The sequence below is a fragment of the Gordonia sp. OPL2 genome (assembly GCF_003797825.1).
Lineage (GTDB): Bacteria > Actinomycetota > Actinomycetes > Mycobacteriales > Mycobacteriaceae > Gordonia.
On sequence record NZ_RKME01000004.1, the window covers coordinates 134,315 to 148,869 of the forward strand.

The following is a 14,555-nucleotide window of genomic DNA, read 5'->3' on the forward strand; positions in this document are numbered from 1 at the left end:
AGCTGGTACGCATCAGGATGATTCGGATCGGGCTCAGGTCAGATCAGTTCGAGGCGCCGGCCCATGTCGGACATGAAGACCTTGTCCGGGTCGACGCGGCGACGGGTCGCGATCCACTCGTCGATCCGCGGGTACATCGCGTGGAAGGTGTCCGCCGATGTCCGCGAGTCCTTGGCGGTGTAGAGGCGCCCGCCGATCGACATCACCCGCCGGTCGAGTTCGTTGCAGAACTCGGCGAGTCCCTTCTTGATCGGGAAGTCGACGCAGATGTTCCAGCCGGCCATCGGGAACGACAGCGGTGCTTGGTTTCCCGGTCCGAAGAGCTTGAACACGTTGAGGAAGCTGACGTGTCCCGACGCCTGGATGTCGATGATGATCTGCTTGAACTCCTCGACGGCCTCCGGCGGCACGATGAACTGGTACTGCAGGAATCCCTTCGACCCGTAGGCGCGGTTCCAGTTCCCGAACAGATCAAGCGGGTGATAGAACTTCGTCAGATTCTGGATCTTGCCGGTGTAGTTGCCGCCCATCCGGTAGTAGGCCTCGCCGACAATGGAGAAGTCGAACTTGTTGGCCAGCCCGTTGGGGAAGATGTCCGGGAAGTTCATCAGCGTCGGGGCGTCGAACTTGAGCGGGTCCTTCGCCAGTTCCGGCGGCAGCTGATCCAGCGTGGCGAGCGATCCGCGCGAGAACGTTCCGCGTCCGAGCTTCGGGGGCTTGCTGATCGCGTCGAACCAGCCCGAGGAGTAGGTGTAATTCGACTCGCTGCCGTCCTGATGCAGCGCGATCGTCTCGTCCAGCGTGCTCGTGACGGTGCCGTCGGCGATGAAGTACGCGGTCTCGGTGCGCGTCATCCGGATCTTGGCCCGCAGGATGATGCCGGTGAGTCCGATGCCGCCGACCGTCGCCCAGAAGATGGAGGCGTCGGGGTCGTCGTCGGTGCCGTCGGGGGTGATCGTGATGATCTTTCCGCTCGCGAGGAGCAGCGTGATCTCGACGACGTGGTTGCCGAAGCTGCCCGCGCTGTGATGGTTCTTGCCGTGGATGTCGCAGCCGATGGCGCCGCCGACGGTGACCTGGCGCGTACCCGGCAGCACCGGCACCCACAGACCGTGGGGAAGCGCGACGCGCATGAGGGTGTCGAGGTCGACCCCGGCATCGACGTCGACGATGGCCGTGGACTCGTCGATCGAGTAGATGCGGTTCAGCGGCGTCATGTCGATGGTGAGACCGCCGGCGTTCTGCGCGTTCTCGCCGTACGAACGCCCGAGTCCGCGAGCGATGACGCCACGCTTGAGGTAGTCGGGTTTGTCGGCATTGTCGTCGGCGACGCGCGCGACCGCCTCGGCGATGACCTCGGGATACGGCGTCGAGAGCACGTGTCCCTCGATGGGCATCGTGCGACCCCAGCCCATCAGCGTGCGGGTCTCGATCGGCAACAACTCTTCAGTAGACATCGCCCATGAGGGTACCTGTCCGCTCCCGCCGTAGGTTCGCGATGAATATCACCTGGTCCGAAGGCCGGACCAGGGGCGGTAGACGCTTGGGTATACCCGTCGGTAGACTCGGCCCATGGCGACGACGATCAAGGTATCCGTCGAACTGCGCGATCGCATCAACCGTGATGCGGAAGCGAACGGCGTCACCGCAGCGGGGTTCATCGAGAAGCTTCTGGATGGATACGAGCGTCGACAACGAATGGAGGCTTTCGGCCTGGCGGTCCGCGGCGCTGACGATCTCTATTGGGACGAGTTCAGCGATTGGGATGCAGCCCTGGCTTCTGGCGACGATGTCACCTGATCTGCGGCGCGGGATGGTCGTCTGGACGGAACTCGATCCCGTTCGCGGGCGGGAACGATCCGGCAGACGCCCAGCCCTGCTGATTGCGAGCGACTTGTATCTCGAGCAGGCCGACACGCTCGCGATCATCCTCCCCGCGACGACGATCGATCGGGGATGGCCGAACCACGTTCGCTTGCGCGGACCCGCTTTCACGTCACGTCGACCGACGTTCGCGATGACCGAACAACCTCGGACGGTGACCCGCGAACGACTGCACGACGTCATCGGTGTGGTGGATTCGGAGACCATGGGTGAGGTCGACGAATGGCTGAGTGATTTTCTCTCGTTGCCACCGCGGTGAACGTTCTCGCGATGACTATCACCTGGTCGCGGAGTCGATATGAGGGACACTCGCGATCGAGGAGGCACCATGAGCACCCCACTGGACAAGACATTCACCGCCGTCATCGAGAAGAGCTCGGCACCCGGCGGCTGGACGTATGTGGTCACCGACTGGACGGCTGACTTCTTCGGGACCCGCGGCCTGGTGAAGGTCAGCGGAACCGTCGACGGCCGACCGTTCGAGAGTTCGTTCATGGCGCTCGGCGACGGACGGCACAAGCTCCCGATGAAGGGTGCGTTGCTGGACGAGATCGGAAAGGGCGTGGGGGATCAGGTGGAGGTGTGTCTGCAGGAGCGGCGGTGAGGCTGCGGCCTACAGCATGTGCTCTTGCCGGTGGATCCAGGCAGGACCTGCGCACATGCTCGAGGGCGTCTGCGTCACACGGTTCAGGGGAGGACCCCGCCGGCGCCGGCGACGAGGTTGTCTGCCGCCCAGCGCATGTGATCGATCACGGCATGCCGGGCGGCGTCCGGGTCGCCGCTGTCGATGGCGTCGATGATGACGCTGTGGCGGTCGGTGTCCATGTTTCCCAGTGCTTGTTCGGTGCCGGCGTACATGATCGACATTCGGATCGAGCCTTCGAGAGAGGTCCACGAATGGACCAGGGTCTCGTTGTCGGTCAGGGTGCAGAGCAGGCGATGAAAATCGAGATCGGCCTCGATTCGATCGTCGAGGTTGTCGCGACCCGCTGCGCCCATGCGATCGAGCGCAGCCCGGAGGTCGCGGACCAGGGCGCCACGGTCGGGGATGGCGGCCAGCACGGAGGCCGCGAGGGCTTCGAGCGCTGCGCGGACCGCGAAGATGTCGCCGATCTCTTTGGTGTCAAGGCTGCGCACGTGCAAGCGGTTTCGCACACCGGCGACGACAAGCCCCTCTTGCTGGAGTTGGCGTAGCGCCTCGCGAAGGGTGCCGCGGCTGATACCGAGTCGCTCGGAGAGTTCGGTCTCGACCAGAGCGCTGTGCGGTCGGAGTTCGCCGCGGGTGATGGCGGTGCGCAGGGCGGCGAGGGCCTGCTCGCGCAAATTGGTGCGTTGCAGGCCCAGGAGCGCCGCGGGTTGGGTTGCCATGCCCGAGTCCTCTCGTGTCACAGCTGACTGTCGACTGCTGTCTGTCAACACCGAGTGTACGGTCACGAGGCGGCGCTCCTGGTTCGTGCGAGATCAGAGTTCGTCGAGTACGCGCTTCTCGATCCGATCGGTGGACAGTCCGTAACGGTCGTGCAGGGTGGGCAACGCGCCGGCATCGAGAAACGCGTCAGGCAAGGCGATCGCACCGACCTGCACACCGAGTCCGCGCTCGACGATGGCGGAGGCGACGGTCTCGTACAAACCGCCGATTCGGGTGTGGTTCTCGAGTGTGAACGCTTTGCGAGGAGTGTCGAGGTGGGCGAGAACGGTGTCGGCGTCGAACGGTTTGATGGTCGGCGTATGTACAACTGCGACGTCGATGTTGTGGTTGGCCAAACGGTCTGCGGCTTGCAGTGCGCGCATCGTCATCAGCCCGGACGACACGAAGACGACGTCGTTGCCGCCTCGCAGGACTTTCGCCTTGCCGAGCTCGAAGGTGTAGTCGTACTCGTCGAGCACGGTGGCGACCTTGCCACGAAGCAGCCGAAGGTAGCTCGGCCCTTCGGCCGCAGCGAGCTGGGGAACGGCCTGTTCGATGTCAAGGGAGTCACACGGATCGACGATGGTGAGGTTCGGCATCCCGCGGAAGATTGCGACGTCTTCAGTCGCTTGGTGACTGGGTCCGTAGCCGGTTGTGAGGCCTGGGAGCCCTCCGATGATGTTCACATTCAGATTGGGCTCGGCGATGTCGAGGCAGAGGAAGTCGTATGCCCGACGAGCGGCGAAGACGGAGTACGTGGACGCAAATGGTACGAGACCGGTCTCCGCCATGCCCGCCGCGGCGCCGAACAGCAACTGCTCGGCCATTCCCATCTGGAAGAACCGCTCGGGCATGGCCTGGGCGAAGATGTGCATGTCGGTGTACTTGGCGAGGTCGGCCGATAGGCCGACGATCTTGTCGTTCTCTTCGGCAGCGCGCACCAAAGCGTGTCCGAAAGGAGCGGTTGCGGTGCGTTGTCCGGGGTCGACGAACGACGCGATCATTGCCGAGGTCTTGAGTTTGGGTGCTGCGGTGGTCATGTCAGGCCTTCGGTGAGTTCGTGGTGGCGAAGCGGTCGGCGAGCTGGTCGCGACAGATCTGCCATTCGTGTTCTTCGATGCGCATGAAATGCGCCTTCTCGCGGTTCTCCAGGATCGTTGCGCCGTAACCGACGCGTGTGTCGCAGATGACGATTGACGGCGCGCCGTGTGGCCGGGCGGTGTTGGTGACGTCATCGAAGGCCTCGAGGAGCGCGGCAGGGTCGTTGCCGTTGACTCGTCGGACGTTCCAGCCTGCGGCTTCCCATTTCTCTTCCACTGGCTCGATATTGAGAACACCAGCGGTCGGCCCGTCGGCTTGCAACGCATTCATGTCGACCATGGCGATGAGGTTGCCCAGTTGGTGGTGATGTGCGCCCATCGCCGCTTCCCAGGTCGACCCTTCGTCGAGCTCACCGTCGGAGAGGAAGTTGAAGACCCGGGCGTCGGAGTTCTGGTGTCGCAATCCGAGGGCCATCCCGACGGCGACGGTCAGTCCGTGCCCCAGGGAACCGCCGGATATCTCCATTCCCGGTGTGTACGACGCCATTCCGGACATCGGCAGCCTCGAGTCGTCGAGGGCGTAGGTGAGCAACTCCTCGGAGTCGAGGACTCCGGCGGCAGCGAGGGCCGCGTACAGGCCGATCGCGTAATGCCCGGTCGAGAGCAGGAATCGGTCGCGGGCGGCCCAGTTGGGGTCGTCGGCCCGATACCGCATCTGGTCGCCGTAGACGACGGCCAGGATGTCGGCTGCGCCGAGCGCCTGTCCGACGTAGCCCTGTCCCTGGACCTCGCCCATGTCGATGACATTCTGGCGGGTCCGATAAGCGAAGTCGGCGACGACACGTTCGCGGGTCGATGCGGGTGTGACGGCTGTGGTGGTCATACGAGTTCTCCGCTCTTGGTGGATGGCGTGGTGTCAGGGCCGAAAGGGCCGGGATCGACCTCGGAGGCAGCTTGTTCGGCGAGCATGCGCTCACGCGGGCCCCACGTCTCCCGGGTGAGCACGGCTGCGGTGAGTCCGATGAGTGCGTAGAAGCCGAACAGCAGCGCCGGCCCCATCCAGCCGATCCACACGAACAACAAGGTCGTGATGAACGGGGTGAACCCGGACACCATGGCCGAGATCTGGTAGGCGAGTGAGGCTCCCGAAGCGCGGCGGGTGGCGTCGAACAGCTCGGGAAACCACGCGCCCTGTGCGCCGGCGAGCGCGTTCTGGCACACCGTGTAGGCGATCACGATCGTCGCCAGGATCAAGACGAAAGTGCCGGTGTTGACGAGCAGGAACATGGGGATGGCAAAGACGACCCCGAAGGCGCACACCCCGATGTAGACGGGTCGCCGTCCGATCTTGTCGGTCAGGGTGGCCCACCCGACAGTGGCGCCGATGCCCAGGCCGGCGGCGACGCAGAGCGCGAGCAGGGTCTGCGACTTGGTGGCCAGCTCCTCGGTGTGCAGGTACGAGATCATGTACGTGATCGACACCGCGTATCCGGCGGTTTCGGCGATGCGAAGGCCGATGCCGCGCAGGATGTCTCGCCAGTCCTTGCGGACCGAGTCGACGATCGGCGACTTTACGACGGAGCCGGTCTCCTTGACCTCTTCGAACACCGGCGACTCGGGTACCTTCGCGCGGATGATGAGGCCGACGATCACCAGCAGGATGCTGGCGAGAAAGGGCACGCGCCATGCCCAGTCGCCGGGTAGGTGGACGGAGACGAGGAAGACGAGGTTGGCCAAGAGCAGGCCGACCGGGAACCCGGCTTGCACGATGCCGGTGAACTTGCCCTTCTTGCGCCAGGGGGCGTGCTCGTAGCTCATCAGGATCGCGCCACCCCACTCGGCTCCGAATGCCAGGCCCTGAATGATGCGGACGACGACCAGCAGGACCGGCGCGATCACACCGACCTGTGCGTATGTCGGCAGCAGGCCGATGGCGAAAGTGGCCAACCCCATCAGGATCAGGGATGCCACGAGGACCGGCTTGCGTCCGACCTTGTCTCCGAGGTGTCCGCCCAGGATTCCGCCGAGCGGACGGGCGGCGAAGCCGACACCGAGGGTCGCGAATGCCGCGAGGGTCCCGGCGACCGAGCTTTGTCCGGGGAAGAACGCGGTGCCGAAATACAGGGCGGCGGCGGTACCGAAGCCGATGAAGTCGTATGTCTCGATGACTGCTCCGACCGAGGAGCCGATAGAGACGCGTCGAGCGTCGGGCGATCCGTTCACCGGGCCGCGCATGTGGAGTGCTGTCGTCATGGCGTGCACCCCTCCTTCGAAGAGTCGTAGTTCCAGTGTGGTCGTTGTGCGCCAACAATCCGAGTGTGACCCACCGCACGTTGACTGTCAACAGTCAACGGTTGGTAGTTGACGGTTGTCCGTCGACGACATACTGTGCTGTGAGTCACTCCTAGTTGAGGAGGTGGGTGATGTTCGATTCACGACTCGGCTGTTCGACGATCTCGTTTCGTCGCCTGAGCCGCGACGACGCTCTCGCGACCATTGCTGGTCTGGGCTTCGCGGAAATCGACCTGGGTTCGCTGCCCGGCGTCTGTGACCACGTCCCGTTCGATCTCGAGCCGACGGTTCGATCCGCGATCGTGTCCGCCGTTCGCCGGCACGATGTCATCGTCCGGTCCATCAATGCCGACATCGGTGATCTCAACGTGCCGGCCGACAACGACGAGCGGCGGCGCCGATCGCAGCAACTCGGCCAACTCGCCGAACTGGCGGCAGAACTCGGTGCACGCGCGATCGTCCTGCCCAACGGCGCACTGTCACACCGTCCGGTCAACGGGCTCGCCGCCGATTTTGATGTGGTCGCCGAACAGCTCCGGTGGGCGTCTTCGGTCACCCGGGCGGTCGGAGTCGAGCTGTGGGTGGAAACCCTGCACGTGTTGAGGCTTGGGTGCACACTCGACCGTGCTGCCGAGCTCGCCGCGCGGATCGATGAGCCGACGATCGGTCACGTTCTCGATGTCAGTCATGTGGTCGCCTCGGGCGCACGGGTGGAAGACGCCGTCCAACGGTTCGATCAGTTCGGCCGGATCGCCCACGTTCATCTGCGCGACGCCACCGCGGGAGTCCGCCTCGAAGGCGATGACCCAGTCCGTCCCGGCGATATCAATCGCAGCATCGGGAACGGAGACGTCGACTTCCGGCGAGCCCTCCACGCACTTGAAAGGGCTGGATACTCCGGCCATTTCAGTCTCGAGTTGGAGACCCACGATGTCGACGACGCGAACCGAGCGGACGCGGCGGGAGAAGCCGGCGCGGTCATCACCCGACTTCTCGGCCGTGCGGCCGTGAACCCAACGAACCCAATGAATCAGGAGAAGACCATGAACACACCGATCCGCACTGCCGTTGTCACCGGCGCGGCCTCCCCCACCGGCATCGGGCGAGCGACGGCAGCTCGGTACGCCGAGGACGGCTGGGCCGTCGTCGTCCTCGACCTCGATGGCGAAGCCTCGGCCAAGGTCGCCGCCGAGATCGGCAACACCTACGACGTCCCGGCGTTCGGACACGACATCGATGTAGCCGACGAGCAGTCCGTCGCCGCTGCTCAGCGAGCGGTCGCGGCCGAGGTCGAGGGAGGTGCACTACCGCCGGTGGGAGCCCTGGCCAACATCGCCGGCATCACTTCACCGGTCCCGTTCCTCGACACCACCCTGGATCTGTGGAACAAGGTGATGGCCGTCAATGCGACCGGTACCTACCTGGTCACCAAGGCGTTCCTCCCAGACATGATCGACCGTGGCTGGGGCCGAATCGTGAACATGAGCTCAGTGTCGGCCGAGCGCGGCGGAGGGGTATTCGGCAAGGTGCCGTACTCGTCGGCCAAAGCGGCGATCCTCGGATTCACCAAGTCCCTTGCCCGCGAGCTCGGCGACAGCGGGGTGACCATCAACTCTGTGGCTCCCGGCGCCGCCGACACCGCCATCCGGGTCGGCAGCACCGACGAACAGGAAGCCGCGATCGCGGCCGGCATCCCTGTGGGCCGCGTCGCCACGACACGCGAAGTGGCCTCCGTGATCACCTTCCTGTCCTCGGACGACGCTGCCTACCTCACGGGAACCACCATCGACATCAACGGTGGAAGCCACATGCACTGACGCACGTGTTCGTGCGGACACGAGCTCGGTGACGTGTCGTTACCTGTCCACAGCGTCCCTACAGCATGTGCACCTTCCGGTAGATCCGTGCGGCTGCCGGTGTCAGCAGACCGACTTCGTCGAGGAACTGCATCAGGTGTGCACAGCTGCTGCGAACCATGGACTGGAAGTGGTGGTTGTGACGCATCTCGGCGACGGCACGGTGGTAGTCCAGGCCGGCGTCGGCATATGCGCGCGGCCGCACGAGGCTGAGCACGATGTACGACGAGGCGAGGGCGACGTTCCATGCACTCCACTGTCTGCGCAGCCACCCGACTCTCTGCATCCGCTGCCGGACCTCCTCACGCGCGAATCGCATGTGACGAGACTCCTCGAGCACGTGGATCTCGTTGACCGTGCGGATGAAGGGCAGCACGCGGTCGTCGCGCATGCATCCGCGCTGGAAGACGTCGAGGATCTCTTCGGCGACCAGGATTCCCGCGTAGGCGACCTCGTCGGCGGCGGTGCTCTTGAAGAGCTTCGCGAAACGTCCGAGACGGGGATGCGGTTTGTAGCAGGTGCCGACCATCTTCTTCGTCGCGAGCGCGAACATCAGCGAGTGCCGGCATTCGTCGGCGACCTCCGTCATCGCGAACTGGAACTCCGGCCGGTGGTAGTCGGTGAGGTACTGGTCGCGAAACACCAACTCCTGCAGCATCATCTCGAACCAGATCCCGATGCTCATGATCGATGCGAACTCGTGCCGGGTCAGCGAGATTCGTTGTTCTTCGGTCATCTCGTTCCAGTAGGCGGTGCCGTACAGCGTCGACCACTCCGGGCTGCAGCCGTACTTCGTCGGATCGAGGGGTGCGTTCCAGTCGATCTCGACCATGGCATTGCGTGAGGAGTGCGCCGCTGATCGCAGCAGGCGGTCCGACACCTCGTCGGGGCCGGTGTCGCAGGAACTCTCGACGGCTCCGGTATCTGAGATTGGTTGTGGGTCAGTGCCTACGGACATATGAGCGTCTCCCAGAAAGTCGTGCGTCGTCGACGATCGAGCGACTGTCGAGGACGAGTGCGGGTACGCGTTCATGACATCATCTAATGTCACGTTCGTCAATGGTTAGGTACGAGAGCGGTAGGGCAGCACGACGCGGATCGCCGCACGTGCACATGTACATCGGCCATGGCGAATCCGGTTGGCCACGCCTCGATCTTGCGAGCGGCTACCGAATGTATGGCGTAGTAGAAGAATTTTCGCGGTGAAAGTCGGGTAGGCGACTACTCTGTCGCGGTTCGTCAGCGTGCCGGACGCTTGCTGTGGGGGACACTCCCACAACAAAACGACGGCAATGCAAGTGACGAAGTCATCAACGCACCTGGGTGCGAATGGGTGCGACTCAAGTAGACCCTTTCATAAAGGACGACCATCATGAGAAAGACCAGTAACAAACGTCGCGCCCGCGGCCGAATACTCTGGCAGATGTTTGCAATAGTGGCCGCTGCAGCGATTCTGGCAGTTGGTATTGGTACGCAGGCCCCGCGTGCCGACGCTGCCACTCGAACCGTGAACGGCAACGTTTTCTTCAGAATCATGGACTGGGAGAACTTCGGCTCGAACGAGCGCTGTTACCCCGGCATGGCTTTGACTCCCCGCCGAGTTGGGATTGACGACCTACGGACGGTCACGGTGACGGCATACTGTGGCAACGAAATACGAGTCGAAGTGCGTTACGGCCTACGCCAACTATCCAATGGCCAAGTTCAGGTCTACCGCGGGAGGGTCGACTTCTTCGAGGGCGACACGGCCTATAACGGAGATTTGGACGGCACGACATACTTCTCTACTCGAACGCTGCGTCCAGGGGTCTCGACCACGTGGAACATACATGTCCAGAACTGGCAAGAGCGGCAACCCGACGATAGGGCAGACGTGACGCTCACCTTGCGTTACCGGTGAACACGTCGACGATTCCGACCGGCTGGTACCGCGAGTCCTTCAATCCGATCGAGTTGGCGGACGCACAATCGCGTCCGCCAACTCACGTCGTGATCTGCGGGCGATGATCACCGGAGGACCACAGTCGAGAACTTCACCAGGCGTCGCCGCGGCTACGTCGCGGTCGGCGATGTGTCGCTCGTGCGTAGCCCGGGACGAGTGGCAGGCTCGCTCGGCCCCGGGTCCACCACGCGCGCCTCGCTCTCGGTGAGTTGTGCTCGCGAGGTGTCCTTGAGCGCGACGCCGGAGCGACCGAGCTTGCGGGCGCCGTCGACGAGTGCGTCGGCGATCCTTGCGGCAGTTGCATAGTCGAGCCCGCCGGGTGGATGGATGTTGGAGATGCAGTTGCGGTCCGCGTCGCTGAGTCCGGGGCGAGGGAGGTGGGTGAGGTAGATGCCGAGGCTGTCGGCCACGGACAGGCCCGGGCGTTCGCCGATGATCACGATCAGCGTCTGGACGCCGAGGGCTTCTCCGATATGGTCGCCTAGGGCGACCCGCGCCTGGGTGGCGATGACCGGTGGTGCGAGCGTGAACCGAGTGCTCAGTTTTGTCACGAGTGCCTCGAGCAGCCCGCAGCCGTGATCGGTGAGTGCCCGGGGCGAGAGCCCGTCGGCGAGAACGATTGCGATGTCTGCGCCCGTCTCCGGAAGATGGGACACGTCGGCGGGCTGCCGTCCGAGATCGGGGCGGCGCAAGTACTCGCTGCGGGAGGCGGCTCGACTCTGCACGTGGAGCGCATCGTCGACGTCGAGTTCTCCGAGTTGGGTTCTCAGATCGTCGATGTCGAGGGGGTCGTGCACAGCATCGCGCGCTGCGGAGTGGGCTGCTTTGAACTCGAGCACCCGCTGCGAGGGCAGCGAATTGCCTGCGCGTCCGAGGCCGATTCGCGCCCGGGTGGTAAGTCGGAGGTCGGCCCACAGGTCGTCTGCGGGCTCGGGTGAGGTGCTCATCGCGCGACGGTCAGCGATCGGAGTGGCGAGTTGGCGACGTCGACGGGGAGGATCCGCCCCTGCGCATCCGCCATGCCGAGTCCGGCGAGCCATTCCTCGAACTCGGGTGCGGGCCGAAGTCCGAGTGCCTGGCGAACATACAGGGCGTCGTGGAACGAGAGGCTCTGGTATCCGAGCATCACGTCGTCGGCTCCGGGCACGGCGATGACGAAGGCGGCTCCGGCCACGCCGAGCAGGGTCAGCAAGGTGTCCATGTCGTCTTGGTCGGCCTCGGCATGGTTGGTGTAGCAGACGTCCACGCCCATGGGGAGCCCGAGGATCTTGCCGCAGAAGTGATCTTCGAGTCCGGCGCGAATGATCTGTTTGCCGTCGTAGAGGTACTCGGGCCCGATGAACCCTACGACGGTGTTGACGAGCAGCGGCTGGAGCACCCGGGCGACCGCGTATGCGCGGGTCTCGAGAGTCTGTTGGTCGACGGGTTTGCCGCCGGTCCCGATGTGCGCGCCTGCCGACAGAGCGGATCCTTGCCCGGTCTCGAGATACATGAGGTTGTCGCCGACCGTGCCGCGCTCCAGGGATCGGCCGGCATCGTTGGCCTCACGCAGAAGCGAGATCTCGATTCCGAAGCTGCTGTTCGCGCCCTCGGTACCGGCGATCGACTGGAAGACGAGATCGACCGGCACACCCTGCTCGATGAGGTCGACCGTGGTGGTGACGTGGGAGAGCACACACGACTGCATCGGGATCTCGAAACGCTGCCGGATGTCGTCGAGCAGGTAGAGCAACTCCGACGTCTCATGGGGCGAGTCCGTGGCCGGGTTGATACCGATTACCGCATCACCGCATCCCATCAGCAGCCCGTCGAGCGTGGCTGCGGCGATGCCGCGCGGATCATCGGTGGGGTGATTGGGTTGCAGGCGCGTGGTGATCCGACCGGGCAGACCGATGGTGGTCCGGAACGCCGCGGTCACGGTTGCTGCCGACGCAACGAGGATCAGGTCCTGGTTCCGCATGATCTTCGACGTCGCAGCAACCATCTCGGGGGTCAGACCCATTGCAACAGCGGCGATCTGAGCAGCACTGTCCTCCCGCGCGGAGACGGCCAGGAGCCAGTCGCGGAAACCCCCGACCGTTAGATGCGAGATCGCCTGGAACGCCATCCGGTCGTGGGAATCGATGATGAGCCGGGTTACTTCGTCGGACTCGTACGGCACGACCTGATCGTCGAGGAACGTCGTCAGCGGGACGTCGGCGAGTTGCCATGCCGCGGCGGCACGCTCGGCGTCGGAGTGTGCCGCGCAGCCCGCGAGTTCGTCGCCGGAGCGCAACGGGGTCGCCTTGGCCATGAGTTCGACGAGCCCGTCGAACTCGTAGGTGGTTCCCGAGATCGACTGGGTGTACCTCATCGCAAATCCTCCTCGGCCTCGGCCAGTGCTGCGAACTCCTCGTCCTGGAAGTTCGCGACGAGCCGGTGTCGGCTGTACAGAGCGAAGTACAGCATGAAAGTCGCGAACACGCCGGGGGAGAGGAAGCGCCGCCACCATGCCGGCGAGGAAGGTCGTGATGATCGCCACAACTGCGATCACCAAGGCATCTCAGGCGCGACTACCCGCCCGCCGCAACATCCCCACCACCACCCGCCGCGTGTCCGCCGGATCGATGACGTCGTCGATCTCGAACACCCGTGCGGCGTTGAGCGCCTTGGCGTGCTCACGCATCGCCTCGGTGCTCGTGCGGACCAGCTCTTCTCGTTCGTCCTCGGGGAGGGCGGCCAAGTGTTTCGCCATCGAGAGTCGTACGGCCCCTTCGAGTCCCATCGGACCGAGGTGTGCCTGCGGCCACGCCACGGTCAGCAGCGGCCGGTGGGTGTCGCCGCCGAGCATCGCCTGGGCGCCGAGTCCGTAGCCGCGGCGCAGGACGACGCCGATGAGCGGCTGGGTGAAGCAGGAGCCGGCGTTGACCATGCGGGATGCGGTGCGCACCAGTCCGGTTCGCTCGGCGTCCGGTCCGACCATGAAGCCGGGGGTGTCGACGAGGCTGACGATCGGGATCGCCCACCGCTGACAGAGCTCGAGGAAGTCGGCCGCCTTGGTGGCGGCGTCTGAGGTCAACGCACCTGCGAGGTGAGAGGACTGGTTGGCGATGAGACCGACGGGCATCCCGTCGATTCTGGCCAGGGCGGTGACCAATTCGGGCGCCCAGCGCTCGCGCAGCCAGAGCACCGATCCGACGTCGAGAAGGGCCTCGGCGAGTGGGCGGACGTCGAAGGCCTCGCGGTCGTTGGCGGGCAGCATCGTGCGAAGTTGTGCTTGATCGGTGACGGTCACGGCCTGGTCCACGTCGGCGTTCAGCAGTCCGAGCACCTGTCGCACGATGTCGACCGCGTGCGACTCGTCGTCGGCGAGGACATCGATGACCCCGTTCTCGGCTTGCTCATCGGCCGGACCGATCTCGTCGGCGCTCACTTGGCCGAGCCCACCGCCGGCGATCATCGCCGGTCCGGCCATGCCGAGATTGGCGTCGGGGGTGGCGATTCGCAGGTCCGCCGAACCGGCGAGGACGGCGTTGCCGGCGAAACATCGACCGGATACCACGGCGATCCTGGGTGCGACCTCACCGAGCGCACCCCACATGCGGAACGATCCGACGTCCAGCGCCGAGACGACCGGATAGTCGGTGTCGCCGGGGCGACCGCCGCCACCCTCGGTGAAGAACACCGCGGGCACACGCAGACGGGTGGCGATGTCGATGAGGCGATCGGTCTTGTGATGACCGCGCATACCCTGCGTGCCGGCCTGCACCATCCAGTCGTAGGACATCACGAGACAGGGCAACCCGTCGACGGTCGCGGTCCCGCCGATCAGCCCGTCGGCCGGCGTCTGCGTGACGAGGTCTGCCAACTCGCTGCGCTGCTCCTGCGCGGCGGTGGCGAATTGTCCGTATTCGATGAGGGATCCGTCGTCGATGAGATCGCTGATGTTCTCTCTGGCGGTTCGTCGACCTGCGGCGTGACGTTTGCCGACCCGCTCGGGCCGTGCCGCGTCGGTGGTCAGGAATCTGCGTGCGACGACCTCGTCGAGGCCGGTCACGGGAGAGGTCTGCTCATCGGAGTCGAGATCGCGATCCGCCATGAGTCGTATCCTGCCCGACACGCAAGCCCGGCCGGGGAGTGCCCTCGGTCACACA

14 protein-coding genes and 2 pseudogenes are annotated in these 14,555 nt (G+C 64.8%); 6 read left to right on the forward strand and 10 right to left on the reverse strand.

The window, feature by feature from the left end:
• Positions 1-38: 38 nt before the first annotated feature.
• Positions 39-1,457: an FAD-binding oxidoreductase gene (locus EEB19_RS06310; RefSeq protein WP_187584273.1), complete on the reverse strand. Its 1,419-nt coding sequence runs from the start codon at positions 1,455-1,457 to the stop codon at positions 39-41.
• Positions 1,458-1,572: 115 nt separating this feature from the next.
• On the opposite strand from EEB19_RS06310, the gene EEB19_RS06315 reads away from it, so the two are divergent.
• The 3 genes from EEB19_RS06315 (at position 1,573) to EEB19_RS06325 (ending at position 2,488) form a co-directional block, all read left to right on the forward strand.
• Positions 1,573-1,800: a toxin-antitoxin system protein gene (locus EEB19_RS06315; protein ID WP_187584275.1), complete on the forward strand. Its 228-nt coding sequence runs from the start codon at positions 1,573-1,575 to the stop codon at positions 1,798-1,800.
• Positions 1,801-1,813: 13 nt separating this feature from the next.
• Complete coding sequence (locus EEB19_RS06320; protein WP_262365495.1) at positions 1,814-2,143, forward strand: type II toxin-antitoxin system PemK/MazF family toxin; 330 nt, start codon at positions 1,814-1,816, stop codon at positions 2,141-2,143.
• Between the two features lie 69 nt (positions 2,144-2,212).
• Entirely contained in the window at positions 2,213-2,488 is a 276-nt protein-coding gene (locus EEB19_RS06325; RefSeq protein WP_187584280.1) for a DUF1905 domain-containing protein, read from the forward strand.
• 83 nt (positions 2,489-2,571) lie between these two features.
• Here the strand turns inward: EEB19_RS06325 and EEB19_RS06330 are convergent, their stop codons facing one another.
• The 4 genes from EEB19_RS06330 to EEB19_RS06345 all read right to left on the reverse strand — a co-directional run bounded on the left by EEB19_RS06330 (position 2,572) and on the right by EEB19_RS06345 (position 6,585).
• Positions 2,572-3,252 carry a GntR family transcriptional regulator gene (locus EEB19_RS06330; protein ID WP_187584282.1) on the reverse strand — a complete coding sequence of 227 codons (681 nt, stop codon included), beginning with the start codon at positions 3,250-3,252 and terminating at the stop codon, positions 2,572-2,574.
• A gap of 93 nt (positions 3,253-3,345) precedes the next feature.
• The gene (locus EEB19_RS06335; RefSeq protein ID WP_187584284.1) at positions 3,346-4,332 is read right to left on the reverse strand and encodes a transketolase family protein; all 987 of its coding nucleotides are present in this window, start codon (positions 4,330-4,332) and stop codon (positions 3,346-3,348) included.
• 1 nt (position 4,333) lies between these two features.
• Positions 4,334-5,215, reverse strand: a complete 882-nt coding sequence (locus EEB19_RS06340) for a transketolase (protein ID WP_187584286.1) — start codon at positions 5,213-5,215, stop codon at positions 4,334-4,336.
• A complete protein-coding gene (locus EEB19_RS06345; RefSeq protein ID WP_187584288.1) occupies positions 5,212-6,585 on the reverse strand; it encodes an MFS transporter in 1,374 nt (457 codons plus the stop codon). The genes EEB19_RS06340 and EEB19_RS06345 overlap by 4 nt, the downstream gene beginning before the upstream one ends.
• A 170-nt stretch (positions 6,586-6,755) precedes the next feature.
• On the opposite strand from EEB19_RS06345, the pseudogene EEB19_RS06350 reads away from it, so the two are divergent.
• Together EEB19_RS06350 and EEB19_RS06355 are read left to right on the forward strand one after the other, a co-directional pair.
• Positions 6,756-7,583: pseudogene (locus EEB19_RS06350) on the forward strand (sugar phosphate isomerase/epimerase family protein); the annotation flags it as partial.
• Positions 7,584-7,667: 84 nt separating this feature from the next.
• Complete coding sequence (locus EEB19_RS06355; protein ID WP_187584524.1) at positions 7,668-8,441, forward strand: SDR family NAD(P)-dependent oxidoreductase; 774 nt, start codon at positions 7,668-7,670, stop codon at positions 8,439-8,441.
• 58 nt (positions 8,442-8,499) lie between these two features.
• On the opposite strand, the gene EEB19_RS06360 is transcribed toward EEB19_RS06355, so the two are convergent.
• Positions 8,500-9,438, reverse strand: a complete 939-nt coding sequence (locus tag EEB19_RS06360) for a diiron oxygenase (protein ID WP_187584290.1) — start codon at positions 9,436-9,438, stop codon at positions 8,500-8,502.
• Positions 9,439-9,896: 458 nt separating this feature from the next.
• Here EEB19_RS06360 and EEB19_RS27165 point away from each other — a divergent pair, with 458 nt between their 5' ends.
• Positions 9,897-10,091: a zinc ribbon domain-containing protein gene (locus EEB19_RS27165; RefSeq protein WP_187584525.1), complete on the forward strand. Its 195-nt coding sequence runs from the start codon at positions 9,897-9,899 to the stop codon at positions 10,089-10,091.
• Positions 10,092-10,532: 441 nt separating this feature from the next.
• On the opposite strand, the gene eutC is transcribed toward EEB19_RS27165, so the two are convergent.
• From eutC to EEB19_RS06385, 4 genes and pseudogenes are all read right to left on the reverse strand, one after another.
• Positions 10,533-11,369 (reverse strand): ethanolamine ammonia-lyase subunit EutC, encoded by an 837-nt coding sequence (gene eutC / locus EEB19_RS06370; RefSeq protein WP_187584292.1) that lies wholly within the window; start codon positions 11,367-11,369, stop codon positions 10,533-10,535.
• Positions 11,366-12,775: an ethanolamine ammonia-lyase subunit EutB gene (locus EEB19_RS06375; protein WP_187584294.1), complete on the reverse strand. Its 1,410-nt coding sequence runs from the start codon at positions 12,773-12,775 to the stop codon at positions 11,366-11,368. The genes eutC and EEB19_RS06375 overlap by 4 nt, the downstream gene beginning before the upstream one ends.
• Positions 12,772-12,961, reverse strand: a pseudogene (locus tag EEB19_RS06380) (ethanolamine permease); the annotation flags it as partial. The pseudogene EEB19_RS06380 and the gene EEB19_RS06375, both read right to left, overlap by 4 nt.
• A gap of 3 nt (positions 12,962-12,964) precedes the next feature.
• Positions 12,965-14,500: an acyl-CoA carboxylase subunit beta gene (locus EEB19_RS06385; RefSeq protein ID WP_187584296.1), complete on the reverse strand. Its 1,536-nt coding sequence runs from the start codon at positions 14,498-14,500 to the stop codon at positions 12,965-12,967.
• Positions 14,501-14,555 lie beyond the last annotated feature (55 nt).